The 16,438-nt window shown below is 71.1% G+C and carries 15 protein-coding genes; 4 read left to right on the top strand and 11 right to left on the bottom strand.

The features are described 5' to 3' along the window. Window positions 1-35: 35 nt before the first annotated feature. Genes modA through N7E59_RS03225 form a run of 4 tightly spaced genes read left to right on the top strand, consistent with a single transcriptional unit; the run spans window position 36 to window position 2,780 of the window. Complete coding sequence (gene modA, locus N7E59_RS03240) at window positions 36-827, top strand: molybdate ABC transporter substrate-binding protein (RefSeq protein WP_261623477.1); 792 nt, start codon at window positions 36-38, stop codon at window positions 825-827. After that, window positions 827-1,612, top strand: coding sequence for an ABC transporter permease (locus tag N7E59_RS03235; protein WP_261623476.1), 786 nt, complete (start codon window positions 827-829; stop codon window positions 1,610-1,612). Before modA ends, N7E59_RS03235 begins: the two co-directional genes overlap by 1 nt. Beyond that, window positions 1,612-2,337, top strand: coding sequence for an ATP-binding cassette domain-containing protein (locus N7E59_RS03230; protein WP_261623475.1), 726 nt, complete (start codon window positions 1,612-1,614; stop codon window positions 2,335-2,337). The genes N7E59_RS03235 and N7E59_RS03230 overlap by 1 nt, the downstream gene beginning before the upstream one ends. Before the next feature lie 2 nt (window positions 2,338-2,339). Beyond that, window positions 2,340-2,780 carry an ankyrin repeat domain-containing protein gene (locus tag N7E59_RS03225; RefSeq protein ID WP_261623474.1) on the top strand — a complete coding sequence of 147 codons (441 nt, stop codon included), beginning with the start codon at window positions 2,340-2,342 and terminating at the stop codon, window positions 2,778-2,780. Here N7E59_RS03225 and N7E59_RS03220 read toward each other — a convergent pair. The 11 genes from N7E59_RS03220 to argC form a co-directional block, all read right to left on the bottom strand. After that, window positions 2,773-4,230 carry an NCS2 family permease gene (locus tag N7E59_RS03220; RefSeq protein WP_261623473.1) on the bottom strand — a complete coding sequence of 486 codons (1,458 nt, stop codon included), beginning with the start codon at window positions 4,228-4,230 and terminating at the stop codon, window positions 2,773-2,775. The two genes, N7E59_RS03225 and N7E59_RS03220, sit on opposite strands and share 8 nt — an antisense overlap. A gap of 34 nt (window positions 4,231-4,264) precedes the next feature. Further along, window positions 4,265-5,602: a guanine deaminase gene (gene guaD / locus N7E59_RS03215; protein ID WP_261623472.1), complete on the bottom strand. Its 1,338-nt coding sequence runs from the start codon at window positions 5,600-5,602 to the stop codon at window positions 4,265-4,267. Window positions 5,603-5,607: 5 nt separating this feature from the next. Beyond that, window positions 5,608-6,432: a xanthine dehydrogenase accessory protein XdhC gene (xdhC, locus tag N7E59_RS03210; RefSeq protein ID WP_261623471.1), complete on the bottom strand. Its 825-nt coding sequence runs from the start codon at window positions 6,430-6,432 to the stop codon at window positions 5,608-5,610. Window positions 6,433-6,451: 19 nt separating this feature from the next. Then, the gene (gene xdhB, locus N7E59_RS03205; RefSeq protein WP_261623470.1) at window positions 6,452-8,875 is read right to left on the bottom strand and encodes a xanthine dehydrogenase molybdopterin binding subunit; all 2,424 of its coding nucleotides are present in this window, start codon (window positions 8,873-8,875) and stop codon (window positions 6,452-6,454) included. Further along, window positions 8,872-10,341 carry a xanthine dehydrogenase small subunit gene (locus N7E59_RS03200; RefSeq protein ID WP_261623469.1) on the bottom strand — a complete coding sequence of 490 codons (1,470 nt, stop codon included), beginning with the start codon at window positions 10,339-10,341 and terminating at the stop codon, window positions 8,872-8,874. Before N7E59_RS03200 ends, xdhB begins: the two co-directional genes overlap by 4 nt. Window positions 10,342-10,497: 156 nt before the next feature. Then, entirely contained in the window at window positions 10,498-11,007 is a 510-nt protein-coding gene (locus tag N7E59_RS03195; RefSeq protein ID WP_261623468.1) for an arginine repressor, read from the bottom strand. Continuing rightward, window positions 11,004-11,993 carry an ornithine carbamoyltransferase gene (gene argF, locus N7E59_RS03190; RefSeq protein WP_261623467.1) on the bottom strand — a complete coding sequence of 330 codons (990 nt, stop codon included), beginning with the start codon at window positions 11,991-11,993 and terminating at the stop codon, window positions 11,004-11,006. Before argF ends, N7E59_RS03195 begins: the two co-directional genes overlap by 4 nt. Beyond that, complete coding sequence (locus N7E59_RS03185; protein ID WP_261623466.1) at window positions 11,990-13,240, bottom strand: acetylornithine transaminase; 1,251 nt, start codon at window positions 13,238-13,240, stop codon at window positions 11,990-11,992. Before N7E59_RS03185 ends, argF begins: the two co-directional genes overlap by 4 nt. Continuing rightward, complete coding sequence (gene argB, locus N7E59_RS03180) at window positions 13,237-14,175, bottom strand: acetylglutamate kinase (RefSeq protein WP_261623465.1); 939 nt, start codon at window positions 14,173-14,175, stop codon at window positions 13,237-13,239. The genes N7E59_RS03185 and argB overlap by 4 nt, the downstream gene beginning before the upstream one ends. Window positions 14,176-14,186: 11 nt before the next feature. Continuing rightward, window positions 14,187-15,347 (bottom strand): bifunctional glutamate N-acetyltransferase/amino-acid acetyltransferase ArgJ, encoded by a 1,161-nt coding sequence (argJ, locus tag N7E59_RS03175; protein ID WP_261623464.1) that lies wholly within the window; start codon window positions 15,345-15,347, stop codon window positions 14,187-14,189. After that, window positions 15,344-16,375: an N-acetyl-gamma-glutamyl-phosphate reductase gene (gene argC / locus N7E59_RS03170; RefSeq protein WP_261623463.1), complete on the bottom strand. Its 1,032-nt coding sequence runs from the start codon at window positions 16,373-16,375 to the stop codon at window positions 15,344-15,346. Before argC ends, argJ begins: the two co-directional genes overlap by 4 nt. Window positions 16,376-16,438: the final 63 nt, after the last annotated feature.

The following is a 16,438-nucleotide window of genomic DNA, read 5'->3' as shown; positions in this document are numbered from 1 at the left end:
TGGATATCGTCTTCGAGCACGCATATGCTGACCTGATGGTCTCGACGATGCCGATCACGCGCCCGGCGCCCTGCGTCGCCCTCGTGCTCGGCGTCCCCCTGATCCTCACCGCGTGCGCCGAGGACTCGGGGCAGGACTCCCAGCAGGAGACCCTGCACGTCTTCGCCGCGGCCTCGCTGCACGAGACGTTCTCCGACCTCGCCGAGTCCTTCGAGTCGGAGCACCCCGACCGGGCGGTGGAGCTGAACTTCGCCGGCTCCTCCGACCTCGTCGCACAGATCACCGAAGGAGCACCCGCCGACGTGATCGCGACCGCTGACGAGGACACGATGGAGCAGCTCATCGCCGACGGGGCGCTCGCCGGGGACACGCAGATCTTCGCCGAGAACACCCTCACCGTCGTGACCCCCAAGGACGATCCCGCCGGCGTCGAGGACCTCGAGGACCTCACCGACGACGGAGTCGACGTCGTCCTCTGCGCACCCCAGGTGCCGTGCGGGAAGGCCTCCGAGGCCCTGCTCGAGGCCGAGGGCCTGGAGGTCTCGCCGGTCAGCGAGGAGCGGCAGGTCACCGATGTGCTGGGCAAGGTCAGCTCCGGGCAGGCCGACGCCGGGCTGGTGTACGTCACCGATGCCGCCGGAGCGCAGGACGAGGTGAACAGCATCGACGTCGACCAGGGCGACGAGGTGGTCAACCGCTATCCGATCGGTGTGCTCGACCGGGCCGAGGACACGTCGATCGCAGAGGCGTTCGTGGAGCACGTGCTTTCGACGGAGGGACGATCCGTGCTCGAGGACGCGGGCTTCGCCGTCCCCGAGGAGCAGTGATGGGCGCCGCCGCTCCCCCGCTGCCGCGCGCCCTGCTGCCGCTCGGACTGCTCGGCGGCGCCGTGATCCTGCTTCCCCTGCTCGGCCTGATCCTCCGCGCGGACTTCAGCGCCTTCCTCACGCTGATCACCGAGGACTCGGCGCTGACGGCGCTGGGACTGTCCCTCCGGACCTCGCTGACGGCCACGACCGTCTGCATCCTCGTCGGCATCCCCCTGGGACTGCTGCTGGCGCGAGTCCGGTTCCCCGGCATCTCGATCGTGCGCACCTGCGTCCTGCTGCCGCTGGTGCTGCCTCCGGTCGTCGGCGGGATCGCGCTGCTCTACACCTTCGGCCGGGTGGGAGTCCTCGGATCGGCCCTCGAAGCCGCCGGTGTGCAGATCGCATTCACGTGGCTGGCGGTGGTGCTGGCCCAGACGTTCGTCTCTCTGCCGTTCATGGTGCTGACCGTGGAGGGCGCCGTCCGCTCCCACGACGTCCGCTACGAACGGGTCGCCGCCGGACTCGGCGCCTCCCCCGGGTACACGCTGCGCCGGGTGACGCTGCCGGTGCTCGCCCCCGCGCTCGTCACCGGCACCGTGCTGTGCTTCGCCCGCTCCCTGGGCGAGTTCGGGGCGACGATCGCCTTCGCCGGCTCGCTGCAGGGCACCACGCGGACTCTGCCGCTGGAGATCTACCTGCTGCGCGAGACCGACCCGGACGGGGCCGTGGCGCTGTCCCTCCTGCTGGTCATCATCGCCGCCGTCGTCGTCGGCGCGACCTACACCCGGTCGCGGAGCCGCTGATGGCCGGGTCGGCACTGCACGTCTCCTACCGCCTCCCGGAGCGCGGACTCGACATCGCCCTGCGGGTCCCCGACGGCTCGACCACCGCTCTGATCGGACCCAACGGCTCGGGCAAGTCGTCCACCTTCGAGGTCGTCTCCGGGCTGCTGCGGCCCCGCGGTGCGGAGGTGCTGGCCTCCGACCGTCGCCTGCACGAGCTGCCGCCGCATCGGCGGCGGGTGGGCCTGCTCCTGCAGCAGCCGCTGCTGTTCCCCACCATGGACGTCCTGGAGAACACCGCGTTCGGGCTGCGCGCCGCCGGCGTCCGCCGCGCCGCCGCCCACGCCGCAGCCCGCAGCGCCCTCGAAGAGGTCGGCGCCCCGGACCTGGCCACCCGCCGGCCGGCGAGCCTCTCCGGAGGACAGGCCCAGCGGGTCGCCGTCGCCCGCGCCCTGGCTCCGGATCCCGAGCTGCTCCTGCTGGACGAGCCGATGGCTGCGTTGGACGAGGACTCGCGCGAGACCATCGGCACGCTCCTCGCACGCGTGCTCGTCGACAGGACTGCGGTGCTGATCACCCATTCGACCGGAGAGGCCCGCGCGCTCAGCGACCGGGTCGTCGTGCTCGGCGACGGCCGCGTCGTCCAGCAGGGCACCTGGTCGGCGATCGCCGAGGCGCCGGCCTCCGCCTTCGCACGCCGTTTCGCCCGCGACCGGGGCGAGGGGCCCCTGTCGGTAGAGTGGTGACCATGTCAGATCAGGCCGCAGGCACCGACGGCGCCGTCCCCGAACTCACCGACGAACAGCTCGACTTCCTGAACTCCATGTTCGACCTCGCGCGGCAGGGCCGCGGCGAGGATCTGCTCGGCCTGGTGGATCAGGGGATCCCGGTGAACCTCTCGAACTCCAACGGCGACACTCTGCTGATCCTGGCCACCTACAACGGCCACGACGCCCTCGTCGAGGGCCTGCTGGCCCGGAACGCCGACGTCCACCGCCTGAACGACCGCGGTCAGTCCGCCCTCACCTGCGCGGTGTTCCTCCAGCACGAGGACAACGTCCGGCGTCTGTTGGCCGCAGGCGCAGACCCGTACCACGAGGGGCAGAGTCCGCACTCGGTGACCGAGATGTTCGACCTCCCGGAGATGCGCCGGCTGCTCGAGCAGCGGCCGACCGGGCCCGTCAGCTGAAGAAGATGTATCTGAGGATCAGCAGCGCGGCCACGATGTAGAGCACGAAGTTCACGTGCCGGAATCCTCCGGTGCACAGCTTGATCACGCAGAAGCTGATGATGCCCACGCTGACGCCGTCGGCGATGGAGAACGTCAGCGGCATCGCCAGGATCGTCAGGAACGACGGCACACCCTCGGAGACTTCGTCCCAGTTGATGTGGCGGATGCCGTCCATCATCATCGCTCCCACCAGGATGAGCACCGGAGCCGTGGCCGCCCCCGGGACGACCGTGACCAGGGGCCAGAAGAACATCGCCGCGACGAAGAGCATCGCCGTCACCACCGAGGTGATCCCGGTGCGCCCGCCGTCCTGGATCCCCGAGGCGCTCTCCACGTACGTGCCGGTGGTGGACGTCCCCACGAACGCGCCGAACATGGAGGCGAGTCCGTCCATGGAGAAGGTGGTCTTCGCCCGGGGCATGTTGCCCCGGCTGTCCAGGTACCCGGCCTTCTGCGAGAGGCCGGTCAGCGTGCCGGTCGCATCGAAGAAGTTCACGAAGAAGAACGTGAAGATCACGTTGAAGATCCCGATCCCGAGTGCGCCCGCCAGATCCATCTGACCGACGAGGTCGGAGGGCCACACCGGTGTGGAGACCACGCCCTGGGTGAAGCCGGGGAACACGCTCAGCGAGTCCTCGCCGGTGTCATAGACCTCGGCCCTGCTCACCACGGCGATGAAGGAGGTCAGGGCGATGCCCCACAGCAGCGCCCCCTTGAGCCTGAGCTGCAGGAAGATCGCGGTCAGGCCGAGCCCCACCAGTGCCAGCCACGCCGTCGGCTCCCCGAGGTCCCCGAGGGTCACCAGCGTCGCTTCGTCGGTGACCACCAGCCCGGCGTTGCGCATGCCCAGGAACGCCAGGAAGCATCCGATCCCGGCCATGATCGCCAGCTTGAGGCTGTCGGGGATCGCCATCACGATGGCCTGCCGGACCCCGAGGACGCTGAGCACGATGAACAGGACCCCGGAGATGAACACCGCACCGAGTGCGGTCTCCCACGAGAGGCCCATACCGAGCACGACGGTGTAGGAGAAGAACGCATTGAGACCCATGCCCGGCGCCTGGGCGAACGGGTAGCGGGCGAAGACGCCCATCACCAGACAGCCGAAGCAGGCGGCCAGCGCGGTCGCCATGAGCAGCTGGACCTGTGCGCCCGGCACGTCGATCGCCGCCCCCAGCACCTGGGGGTTCACGAACAGCACGTAGCTCATCGTCAGGAAGGTCACCAGGCCCGCACGGGCCTCGCGCGGGATCGTGCTGCCGGCCTCGGTCAGCCCGAAGTAGCGGTCGAGGACGCCGAAGAGGCGCCCCCTAGGCCGCCCACGGCTCCCGCCGGGTGCGCCGGGTCCAGGAGGCTCGGCCTCCCTGCGTCGCCGGTCGTGCGTCTCAGGCTCGGTGCTCTCGTCCATCACGGTTCCCTCTTCCCACCGGACTCGGCGTTCCTCAGTTGGTGCGTCGCTTCGGCGTCGCTTCGGTCATCGATCCTCGCGTCGATTCGCTCGTCGCGCCGGAGACCCGGTCCCCGCCCACCCACACCGCAGCGATGTCGGACGGTCCGGCCACGGCGAAGATCTTGGCCACGGCATCGTCGGCGTCGACTGCGCTGTCGACGAGCCGCCGCAGCGTGCCCCCACCGGGCGGCCTCACCCAGATCGCGTCGAACTCGCGCCCGACGGAGAGGTCACCGACGGTCTCTGCGAGCCCGAGCGCCTCGGCTCCGGACCGGGTGGCCAGATGCAGCAGGTCCGCCGGAGCGAGCGGCCGGCCCTCCGGCCCGAGCAGGCGCTGGCCGAAGTAGGCCTGCAGCCCCTCCTGCAGGATGCTGAATCCCGTCCCCGCTCCGACGTCGGAGCCGAGCGCCACTCGCACCCCGGCCTCGAGGTGCTCGCGCAGCGGGAAGAGGCCGCTTCCCAGTGAGAAGTTCGAGGTCGGACAGTGGGCGACGGCGGTGCCCCGCTCCGAGAGCACTCCGAGCTCCGCGGCCGTGGGATGCACGTTGTGCGCCAGGACCGACCTCTCGTCCAGCAGCCCGTGGCGGTCGTAGGTGTCGACGTAGCGGTCGGCCTCGGGGAAGAGACGACCCACCTCGACGATCTCCGTGGGATTCTCGTTCACGTGGGAGGTGAACCACAGGTCGTCCGCGACCCCGCCGCAGGCTGCGAGCATGTCGTCGGAGGCCGAGAGCGAGAACCGAGGCGTCACCGCGTACCTCAGGCGCCCCTCTCCGTGCCAGCGGTCGGCCAGCGCCGCCGAGGCGGACGCGGCGCGTTCGGGCGTCACCAGCAGCTGCTCGGGCAGGATCCTGTCGCTGACGACCAGTCCCGAGGTGACTCTGACCCCGACCTCCGAGGCCGTGGCGAACAGGGCGTCGACGGCGTCGGGGAAGTGCGAACCGAACACCAGCGCCGTCGTGGTGCCGGCGTCGACCAGGCCTCGGACGAAGTCACCGGCGACGGCGCGGGCGTAGTCGACGTCCGACAGGCGGACCTCTTCGGGCAGCGCACAGCGCTCGAGCCACTCGAGGAGCGGCATGCCCAGCCCTCCGATGGCCCGCACCTGCGGAAAGTGCACGTGGGTGTCGACGAGGCCGGGGAACAGGATTCCGTCGCGGAGATCGACGACCTCGTGCTCGGGGAACCGGTCCGCCGCCTCCGCGGCGTCGAGGCGCGCGACGATCACTCCGTCGTCGACGACGAGGGCGCAGTCCTCCGCACTGCGGACCCGTTCGGCCTCACCGAACGCTCCCGGCGTGTCGATGACGGTGCTGAGGTAGATGGTCATGGATCTCACTCACCCTTCTCTGCGTCGGCGGAGCCGACCCGGCTCAGGTACTCGGCGGCCATGCTCACGGCGATGGACGTCGGGCTCTTCCCCGGGACCTCGGAGAGCCCGATCGGGCATCGGATCTCAGAGATGAGCTCGTCGTCGTGGCCCGCCTCCCGCAGCCTCTTGCGGAATCGGGCCCACTTGGCCGACGACCCGATGACGCCCACATGGTTCAGCTCGCCACGATCCATCCGCTCCAGCGCCGCCTCGCAGAGGAAGAGGTCCTCAGCGTGGTCGTGGGTCAGGATCAGCACATAGGTGTCGTCCGGAAGGTCCCTGAGCACGCTCTCGGGTGCCGTCGGGTGGTGGACGGTGACATCGGCCTGCCCGCCGGAGACATGCTCGCGCCGTGCCGCGGCCGCGTATTCCTCGCGGGTGTCGACCAGATGGAGTGCGACGGGCATGCGCGAGAAGATGCGGGCCGCCTCGGAGCCGACGTGGCCGAGGCCGAAGAGCGCGATCGGACGCGGAGGGGCGATCGGTTCGAGCAGCACCTTCACCACTCCTCCGCAGCACTGCAGCCCGTGTTCGGCGCGGGCGTGCTCGTTCAGAGCGATCTCCTCCAGCTGCGGCGTCGAGGCACCGGAGGCGAGCATGCCTCGGGCGCGCACCGCCGCGGCCTCCTCGAGGTTTCCGCCTCCGATGCTGTCCCACGTCCCGTCCCGGGTGACCAGCATCTTCGCGCCGGCCTGACGCGGGGCGTGGCCACGGACCTCGGCGAGGGTCACCAGCACCGCCGGACGGCCCTCCGCCCGCACGTCGGCGAGCGCATCGATCCACTCCATGCAGCCGCTCCGCGCCGCTTCAGCCGCGGACCGCGGCGGGGGCCGGAGCGGACTCGGCCGACGCACCGGCTCGGGGGGCCGCGTGGTCGCGCGTCGTCCGCCGCGCCTCGCGAGCCCTCCGGACGGCCCAGAAGACCTCCTCCGGGGTCGACGGGCAGCCGAGGTCGACCTCGACGTCGCCCGGGCCGAAGGCAGCCACGGCGGACCGCAGGGCCTCTCGGACGCTGAAGGCCAGCATCAGAGGAGGCTCACCGACCGCCTTGGAGCCGTAGACCACCCCGGTCTCGGTGGCGCGCTCATAGAGGTGGACCTTCAGGTGCTCCGGCATCTCAGAGAAGCTCGGAAGCTTATAGGTGCTGGCGGCCTGCGACAGGACGCGGCCGCGACGCTCGCCCTCGGAGACGTCCCAGCGCAGCTCCTCGAGGGTCAGCCAGCCGACGCCCTGGAGGAAGCCGCCCTCCACCTGTCCCACATCCACCAGCGGCGACAGGGAGTCACCGACGTCGTGGACGATGTCGGTGCGCAGCAGCCGGTATGCGCCGGTGAAGCCGTCGACCTCGACCTCGCTGAGCGCGACGCCGTAGGCGAAGTACTTGAACGGCTCCCCCTGCATCCGCGCGGCGTCCCAGTGCAGGCCCTGGGTCCGGTAGTACCCGGCGGCGAAGAGCTGGACCCGTTGGAAGTACGCGTCCCGGACGACCTCGTCGAACGTCATGCTGCCCTGTCCCAGCCCGATCACCGTGCCTTCGGAGAAGCGGACGTCCTCGGTGTGGACGCCGAGCCGACGCCCGGCCACCTCGGCCAGCCGTCCACGGATCTGTTCGCAGGCGTCCTTCACGGCACCTCCGTTGAGGTCCGCGCCGGAGCTCGCCGCCGTGGCGGAGGTGTTGGGGACCTTGTCCGTACGGGTCGGAGCCAGCCGCACGCGTCCCAGGGGCACTCCCAGGGCGGTGGCCGCGACCTGCCGCATCTTCGTGTGCAGCCCCTGACCCATCTCGGTCCCACCGTGGTTGATCAGCACCGAGCCGTCCCTGTAGACGTGGACGAGGGCGCCGCCCTGGTTGAAGGCGGTGAAGTTGAAGGAGATCCCGAACTTCACCGGAGTCAGCGCCATCGCCCGCTTGGTGTGCGGGTTCGCCGCATTGAACTCCTCGATCTCCCGGCGACGGCGGTCGGCGTCGCCGCGCTCCTCCAGCTGCCCCCAGAGGTCCTCGAGGCGCTCCGCGTGGCGCACCGGCTGCCCGTACGGGGTGATGTCGCCGGCGCTGTAGAGGTTGCGACGCCGCAGTTCGTCGGGGGCCACGCCCAGCGCAGGGGCGCACCGTCCCAGGATGTCTTCGATGATGAGCATCCCCTGGGGGCCGCCGAAGCCTCGGAAGGCGGTCTGCGAGGTCTTGTTCGTCCGGGCGATCCGCCCCTGCACCTCGACGTCGGGGATCGAATAGGCGTTGTCGATGTGGCACAGCGCCCGGGACAGCACCGGCTCGGAGAGGTCCAGGGCCCAGCCGCCGTCCGAGGTGATGGTGGCGCGCAGCGCCGTCAGATGGCCGTCGTCGTCGAAGCCGACCTCCCAGTCGGCGGCGAAGGGATGACGCTTTCCGGTCATCGTCATGTCCTGGGTCCGGGTCAGTCGCAGGCGGACCGGTCGGCCGGTGAGCGTGGCGCCGAGGGCCGCGACGGCCGCGAAGCCGTGCGGCTGCATCTCCTTGCCGCCGAACGCACCTCCCATGCGGAGGGACTGGACAGTCACCTCATGGCTGGCGAGGTCGAGGACGTGCGCGACGATCTCCTGGGTCTCGGTGGGGTGCTGGGTCGAACAGTGCACCATCACCTGTCCGCCCTCGTCGACGAAGGCGAACGAGGCGTGCGTCTCCAGGTAGAAGTGGTCCTGGCCTCCGAACTCGAAGGATCCGGAGAAGCGGCGGGCCGAGCGCTCGAGTCCGGCGGCCGCGTCCCCCTTGGAGAGCACGGGGCGTCGCCCCTGGAAGCTGCCCGCCTCGATGGCCTCGGACAGGGTGACCAGGGAGTCGAGCGGTTCGTACTCGACGCTGACCGCCTCCGCTCCTCGACGGGCGGCCTCCGTGGTCTCCCCCAGCACCCAGCAGACGGCGTGGCCGTAGAACTCCACCGTGTCGGGGAACAGCGGCTCGTCCTGCTTCACCCCGGCGTCGTTCGTTCCCGGCACGTCCTCGGCGGTCAGCACACGGACGACGCCCTCGACCCGGCGCGCCGGCTCGACGTCGACCGAGAGGATCTCCGCACGGGCGTGGGGGGCCTGGACGGGCCACGCATGGAGCGTCCGCCCGTCGCCGACGGCGATGTCATCGGTGTACAGCGCAGTCCCCGTCACGTGCTGAGCGGCGCTCTCATGGGACTCCGGCGAGCCCACTCCCCGCCCCGCACCCCGGGTCGGGCCGAATCCGGTCTCTGGCGTCCTGTTCATCGGGATGCTCCCTCCACTTCCACAGCTGCGAACTCTGCGAAGAACCTCGGCAGACTCTCCTCCAGCATCGCTGAGCGGTAGCGGGCGCTGGCCCGCAGATCGTCCATCGGCGTCCCTTCGCCGGCCATGACTGCGGCGGCATCGGCGATGGTCTCGGCGGTCCACGGTCGGCCCCGCAGCGCGTCCTCCGTGGCCGAGGCGCGGATCGGAGTCGCCGCCACACCGCCGAGCCCGATCCGGACCTCCCGGAAGGTCCCGTCCTCGACGTCTGCGGCGATGGCCACGGCCACTCCGGAGATGTCGTCGAACCGTCGCTTGGCGATCTTGTAGAAGGCGGTGGTCGGCAGCTGCGACATCGGGACCTCGACGGCACGGATCAGCTCGCCCGGCGCCATCACGGTCTCCCGGTAGCCGGTGAAGAATTCGCTGAGTCGGACGGTGCGCTCGCCCTCTGCGGATGCCAGCACCAGAGAGGCGTCGAGGGCCAGCAGGACGGGCGCGGCGTCTCCGATCGGAGACGCGGTCCCCAGATTCCCGCCCAGGGTCGCGCTGTTGCGGATGAGGCGGGAGGCGAACAGCGGCATGAGCTGGGCGAGCAGCGGCACACGACCGTCGAGGAGGCGCTCGACCTCGGAGAGCGTCACGCCGGACCCGATCCGCACGACGTCGTCGGAGAACGAGAGCTCGCGCAGCTCAGAGAGGTGATCGATCGCGAGCACCAGTCGGGGACGCAGGTGGCGGATGTTGCTCTCGACGCCCAGATCGGTGGCACCGGCCATGAGCAGGGCGTCGGTCTCCTCCGCATAGGCCCGGAGCAGCTCCTCGAAGGTGCGCGGCCGGCTGAAGGCGCTCTCCTCGGAACGGACCGTGATCGGGCGCGGCTCAGGGGCTCCACGGCCCAGGCGTCGTCGGAGGGGGTCCTCCCCCTCAGGCTCCCCGAGCTCATAGGCCGCATCGCGGATCGGTCGGTATCCGGTGCATCGGCAGAGGTTTCCGCTCAGGGCGTGGAGGTCGAAGCCGTTGGCTCCGCAGTGGGCGTCGGCACCGTCCTCACGGGGGGCGCGTTCCGGACGGTAGTACTCGGCCGCCATCGAACAGATGAAGCCGGGAGTGCAGTAGCCGCACTGGGAGCCGCCGCGCTCGGCCATCTCCCGCTGGACCGGGTGCAGATCCTCGGAGACGCCGGGGGCACCGGCGGTGCCGAGCCCCTCGGCGGTGACGACCTCCTGGCCGTCGAAGGAGGAGGCCGGAGGAAGACAGGCGTTGACGGAGGTCCAGCGCGATCGCTCCGGCCCGTCCGGACGGGCGACGAGCACCGCGCAGGCCCCGCATTCGCCCTCGGCGCACCCCTCCTTGGCTCCGGTGAGCCCGAGGCTCCGCAGCCAGTCCAGGAGGTTCACCCGAGGCGGAAGCCCCTCGGTGGTGCGAAGTTCACCGTTGACGGTGATCTGCAGAGGATCGGCCATGCGTGTGCTCCTGGTTCGTGCTGGGACCTGCTGCTGCCCGCCCGCTCTCCGACGGCCGGAGCACGGGATGACTCTCAAGTGGTCAGTATCACACACAGGTTGCGTGATTGGAAACACATTTTCGCATCATGAGAACTTGGGCTCCGCCCCGGATCCTCAGCCCCGCCCCTCGGCGAAGCTGCCGAACCGGGCGGCGACCGCCGCACCTCCGGCCGGGTCCCGGGTCACCAGCATGATGGTGTCGTCGCCGGCGATGGCTCCGAGCACCTCGTCCAACCCGGAGTTGTCGACGGCACTGGCCAGGAACTGGGCCGCACCCGGGGGTGTGCGCAGGATGACCAGGTTCGCGCTGGCCTCGGCGGAGAGCAGCAGGTCACGGCACAGGCTGCGCAGCCGAGCGGTGGTCTCCGCGGCCGAGAGCTCAGCCTGCAGCGCCCCGCGGTGCCCCTCCCCTGGCACGGCGTACACCATGCCGCCGTCGGCGGCGCGCACGCGGGCGGCTCCGAGTTCGACGAGGTCCCGGGACAGGGTCCCCTGCGTGACCGAGACCCCGTCGTCGGCGAGCTCGGCGACGAGGTCCGCCTGCGAGCGGATGCTCCCCCGAGTGATCAGCTCACGGATCTTCGCGTGGCGTGCGGCCTTGGTCACCGGTGCCGTCGGGCTCATCGGTCGTGCCCCCTCCGGCAGACGGCGCCCACGGCATCGGCCGTCGCCGCATCGGCCAGTCCGGACTCCACCAGCAGCCAGGTGAGCAGGGCCTTCTGCGCATGGAGGCGGTTCTCCGCCTCGTCGAACACCACCGACTGCGGTCCGTCGATGACCTCGGCGGCGATCTCGGCACCCCGGTAGGCCGGCAGGCAGTGGAGCACGATCGCATCCTCGGCGGCCCGCCGCATGGCCTCGGCGTCGATGCGGTAGTCGCCGAACAGGCTCGTCCTGTCGACCGTCCCCTCCTCCTGCCCCATGGAGATCCACGTATCTGTGGCGACCGCTTCGGCCCCGTCGAGGGCGCGGGCGGGCTCCGTCGTCACGAGCACCGAACCGCCGGTGTCGGCAGCGCGCTCCCGGGCGGCGGCGACGACGTCGTCGTCCGGCAGGTGTCCCGCGGGACCGGCGATCCGTACGTCCATCCCTGCGTTGGCACAGGCCAGCAGATAGGAGGCGGCCATGTTGTTGCCCGCATCGCCCAGATAGGCCAGGCTCCGTCCGGCCAGGGATCCGAGGTGCTCGCGCACCGTCTGGAGGTCGGCCAGCAGCTGACAGGGGTGGTAGTCGTCGGAGAGCGCATTGACCACGGGCACCCGGCTGTGCCGAGCCATGTCCTCCAGCCCGGACTGGGCGAAGGTCCGCCACACCACGGCGGAGACCATCCGGCCCAGGACCCCGGCCGTGTCCGCGACGGACTCCTTGTGCCCCAGCTGCGCCTCCCCCGGGTTGATGATCAGCGGCGAACCCCCCAGCGCGCTGATCCCCGCGGCGAAGGACACTCGGGTGCGGGTGGAGGTCTTGTCGAAAATCACCACCACCGTCTGCGGTCCGGCGAGGGCCTCGATCGCGTAGGGGTGGGCCTTGAGATGGTCGGCGAGGTCGAGGACCTCGGTGAGCTCGCCGGGGGTGAGGTCGAGGTCTGTGAGGAGGTGGCGGACGGTCATGGGCCCTCCGGGCGGTGGTCGGGGTCGGCGGGTGCGGCGGAGGCGAGGACGGGGGCGAAGCGTTCCAGGAACTCGTCGGCCTCGGCGGCGGTGAGGATCAGGGGCGGGGCCAGGCGCAGGGTCCGCTCGCCGACGGCGTTGATGATCAGCCCGTGGTCTCGCGCGACGGCGACGAGTCCGCGGGCGTCCGCGGCGACGTCGACGCCGAGGTGCAGACCGAACTGCCTGACCTCGGTGACGCCGTCGAGGGTCCGCAGCCCGTCGGCCAGCCGGGCTCCGACGGTGCGCGCGTTCTCCAGCAGCCCGTCGGCCTCGATGGTCTCCATGGTGATCCGCCCGGCCGCCGCCGCCAGCGGACCGCCGCCGAAGGTGGTGCCGTGCTGGCCGGCCGCCAGCCGCGCGGAGTTCTGCGTCCCGGCGGCGATCATCGCCCCCACGGGCACCCCGGAGCCGAGACCCTTGGCGACGGTCAGGTAGTCCGGGGTGAGGTCCTCACCGGCGCGGCGCGCGGCCCCCTGGAAGCGGAACCAGTCCCCGGTGCGCCCGATGCCGGTCTGGACCTCGTCGAGGATCATCAGTGCGCCGTGGTCACGTGTGAGTCGACGCACCGCACCCAGATACCCCGGGTCCAGGGGGACGACTCCGGCCTCGCCCTGGATCGGCTCGAGGAAGATGCCCGCGACGTCGCCCGCACCCATGGCCTCGGTGAGTGCGTCAAGGTCGTGGGGCGGCAGGAACTCGACGCCGTCGACCAGCGGACCGAAGGGATCGCGGAACGCGGGCTTGTGCGTCAGGGACAGTGCGCCGACGGTGCGTCCGTGGAATCCGCCGGTCAGCGCGAGGATCCGGGATCGGCCGGTGTCCTGCCGATGTCTGAGCACGGCCTTCAGCGCAGCTTCGTTCGCCTCGGAGCCGGAGTTCGCGAAGAACACCCGGGAGCCCTCCGGAAGGTCGGAGACCTCCAGGAGGCGCTCGGCGAGGACCAGCTGCTCCTCGGTGGTGAACAGATTGGAGACGTGGCCCAACCGGCGCATCTGCTCGGCCAGTCCCTCCGTCAGCGCCGGATGGGCGTGGCCGAGGGCGTTGACGGCGATGCCGCCGAGCATGTCGAGCAGCTCACGGCCCTCGGCGTCCCGCACACGGCACCCCCGGCCGGAGACCAGCATCTGCTGCGGCGGACCGAAGACTCCCATCAGGGACGCGGCGTAGCGGTCCTGCCACCGTCCTCGGGCGTCGGCGGGGCTCACCGAGGGTCCTCCCGGTCGGGGTGCACCTCGGTGCCGACGCCGTCGGTCGTGACGATCTCCAGCAGCATCGAGTGGGGCTCGCGACCGTCCACCACGGCGGCCCGATGGACCCCGGCGTCGACCGCGTGCAGCGCCGCGGTCATCTTCGGGATCATCCCCGAGCTCAGGCTCGGCAGCATGGTGCGCAGCTCGGAGGCCGAGATGGAGGAGACCAGCGAGTCCCGATCGGGCCAGTCCGCGTACAGGCCCTCGACGTCGGTGAGCATGATGAGCTTCGCCGCACCCAGGGCGGAGGCCACGGAGGCGGCGGCGATGTCGGCGTTGACGTTGAGCACCTGGCCGGTGGGGCGGCCGTCGGCGTCGAACTCGGGGGCCACGGTGGAGATCACCGGGATGCGTCCCGCGGCCAGCAGGTCCTCGACCCCTCGGGGATTGACTCCGGTGACCTCGCCGACCAGCCCCAGGTCCACCTCCTCGCCGTCGACGACGACGCGCTGACGAGCGGCGCGCAGCAGGGCTCCGTCTTCGCCGGAGAGGCCCACGGCGTAGGGTCCGTGGCTGTTGATGAGTCCGACGAGTTCGCGGCCGACCTGTCCGGTGAGGACCATACGGACCACGTCCATGGTCTCCTCGGTGGTGACCCGGTAGCCGCCGCGGAAGACGGACTCCACGCCGAGGGTCTCGAGCATCGCGTTGATCTGCGGTCCCCCGCCGTGCACCACCACGGGATTCACTCCGACGTGGCGCAGGAAGACGACGTCCTCGGCGAAGGCGCGGCGCAGGTCGTCGTCGACCATGGCGTTGCCGCCGTACTTGATGACGATCGTCTCCCCGGCGAAGCGCTGCATCCAGGGCAGCGCCTCGATCAGGGTGGCGGCCTTCGTCGCCGCACTGAGCCGGGAGTCGGAGTCCCGGAAGGTGGTGGTCTCGCTCACTGCGGTGCTCCTCAGGTCGAGTACGCCGAGTTCTCGTGGACGTAGTCATGGGTGAGGTCGTTGGTGAGGATCGTCGCCTCCGCGTCCCCCGACTTCAGGTCGACGGTCACCTCGACCCGCCTCTCGGAGAGGTCCACGCCGGAGCGGTCGTCGCCGATGCCTCCGGCCCGGCAGATCCACACCCCGTTGACGGCGACGTCGATGGTGGTGGGGTCGAACTCCACGTCGGTGGTCCCGACGGCGGCGAGGATGCGGCCCCAGTTGGGGTCTCCGCCGAAGATCGCCGTCTTGAACAGGTTCGATCGGGCCACCGCCCGCCCGGCGGCCTCGGCCTCCTCCTCGGTGGCCGCACCGACCGTGGTGATCGCGATCTCGTGGGCGGCCCCCTCGGCGTCGGCGATCAGCTGGGCCGCCAGGTCGCGGCAGACCTCGGTCAGCGCGGCCCGGAGCTCCTCCTCGTCGTGGGTGCCCGCCTCGGGGTGAGCACCCGAGGCCAGGGCGACGACGGTGTCGTTGGTGGACATGCACCCGTCGGAGTCGGCGCGGTCGAAGCTCACCCGCACCGCCTCCCGGAGCATGGTGTCCAGGGCGTCCGGTGCGACCTCGGCGTCGGTGGTGATGACGGCGAGCATCGTCGCCATGCCCGGGGCCAGCATCCCGGCCCCCTTGGCGATGCCGCCGACGGTGAAGCCGGGCCCGGAGGCCTCCGACGTCTTGGACACGGAGTCGGTGGTGCGGATGGCCTCGGCGGCGGCCGCTCCGGCCGCCTCGTCGTCGGCCAGCGAGGCCGCGGCCTCGTCGACCCCCGGCAGCAGCAGGTCCATCCGCAGCCGTTCGCCGATCAGCCCGGTGGAGCAGACGAGCACGTCCTGGGCGGAGAGGCCGAGGGCCTCGCCGACGTGTTCGGCGGTGTGGTGGGCGTCGACGAAGCCGTCGGGCCCGGTGCAGGCGTTGGCGCCGCCGGAGTTGAGCACCACGGCGTCGGCGCGCCCGTCGCTCACGGCCTGGGCGGACCAGAGCACCGGGGCCGCGGCCACCCTGTTGGAGGTGAACACCGCCGCCGCGGAGTGGGACGGTCCGTCGTTGACGATCAGGGCGATGTCGCGTCCGGACGACTTCAGGCCGGCGGTGACGCCGGACGCGCGGAATCCGTGCGGGCGGGTGATGCTCATGGGGAGACTCCCAACTGACCGAGTCCGGCCGCCTCGGGCAGGCCGAGCGCCAGATTCATCGACTGCACAGCACCTCCGGCGGTGCCCTTGGTCAGGTTGTCCGCCGCCGAGCAGACCACGAGCCGTCCGGCGCGCTCGTCCACCGCGAGCTGGAGCATCAGATGGTTGGAGCCGACCACCTGCTTGGTCGTCGGCCACTGTCCCTCGGGGAGCAGGTGGACGAACCGCTCGTCGTCGTACTGGGCGGCGTAGGCCTCGCGCAGGCTCTGAGCCGAGGCACCGGGGGCGAGCCGTGCGGTCGAGGTGGCGAGGATGCCGCGGGGCATCGGAGCCAGCGTGGGGGTGAAGGAGACGCGCACCTGCTCGCCGGAGGCCCTGCTCAGCCCCTGCTCGATCTCAGGGGTGTGCCGGTGCACTCCGCCGACCCCATAGGGACTCATCCCGCCCATCACCTCCGAGCCGAGCAGGTGCGGCTTCGTCGCCCTGCCCGCGCCGGAGGTGCCGGTGGCGGCCACGACGACGACGTCCTCGGGCTCGACCAGACCTGCGGCGAAGGCCGGAGCCAGTCCGAGCAGCACGGTGGTCGGGTAGCAGCCGGCCACCGCGATCCGACGGGCCCCGACCAGCAGCTCCCGCTGACCCGGGAGCTCGGGGAGCCCGTAGGGCCAGGTGCCCTGGTGCGCCGAGCCGTAGAAGCTCTCCCAGGCGTGGGAGGACTCGAGCCGGTGATCGGCGGCGGCGTCGATCACCAGGGTGTCCTCGCCCAGCTGGGCCGCCAGGGCTCCGGAGGCGCCGTGGGGCAGGGCCAGGACGACGACGTCGTGTCCGACGAGGTTCTCGGCGGTCGTGTCGGAGATCAGACGGTCGGCCAGGGGCACCAGGTGCGGCTGCAGCGTCCCGAGGCGCTCCCCGGCCGAGGAGTGGGCGGTGACCGCCCCGATCTCCACGTCGGGATGCCCCGCCAGCAGGCGCAGCACTTCGCCCCCCGCGTAGCCGGAGGCGCCGGAGACGGCGATGGAGAAGCTCATGGAGCCAGCCTACGGGATGGTATTCACTGGGTTCAATATTTATGCAATCGGCCTGCGGGCAGG

This window comes from Nesterenkonia marinintestina (assembly GCF_025420485.1).
Classification (GTDB): Bacteria; Actinomycetota; Actinomycetes; order Actinomycetales; family Micrococcaceae; genus Nesterenkonia; species Nesterenkonia marinintestina.
Note: the sequence above shows the minus strand (reverse complement) of the source record. Positions and strands in the feature narration are given on the sequence as shown.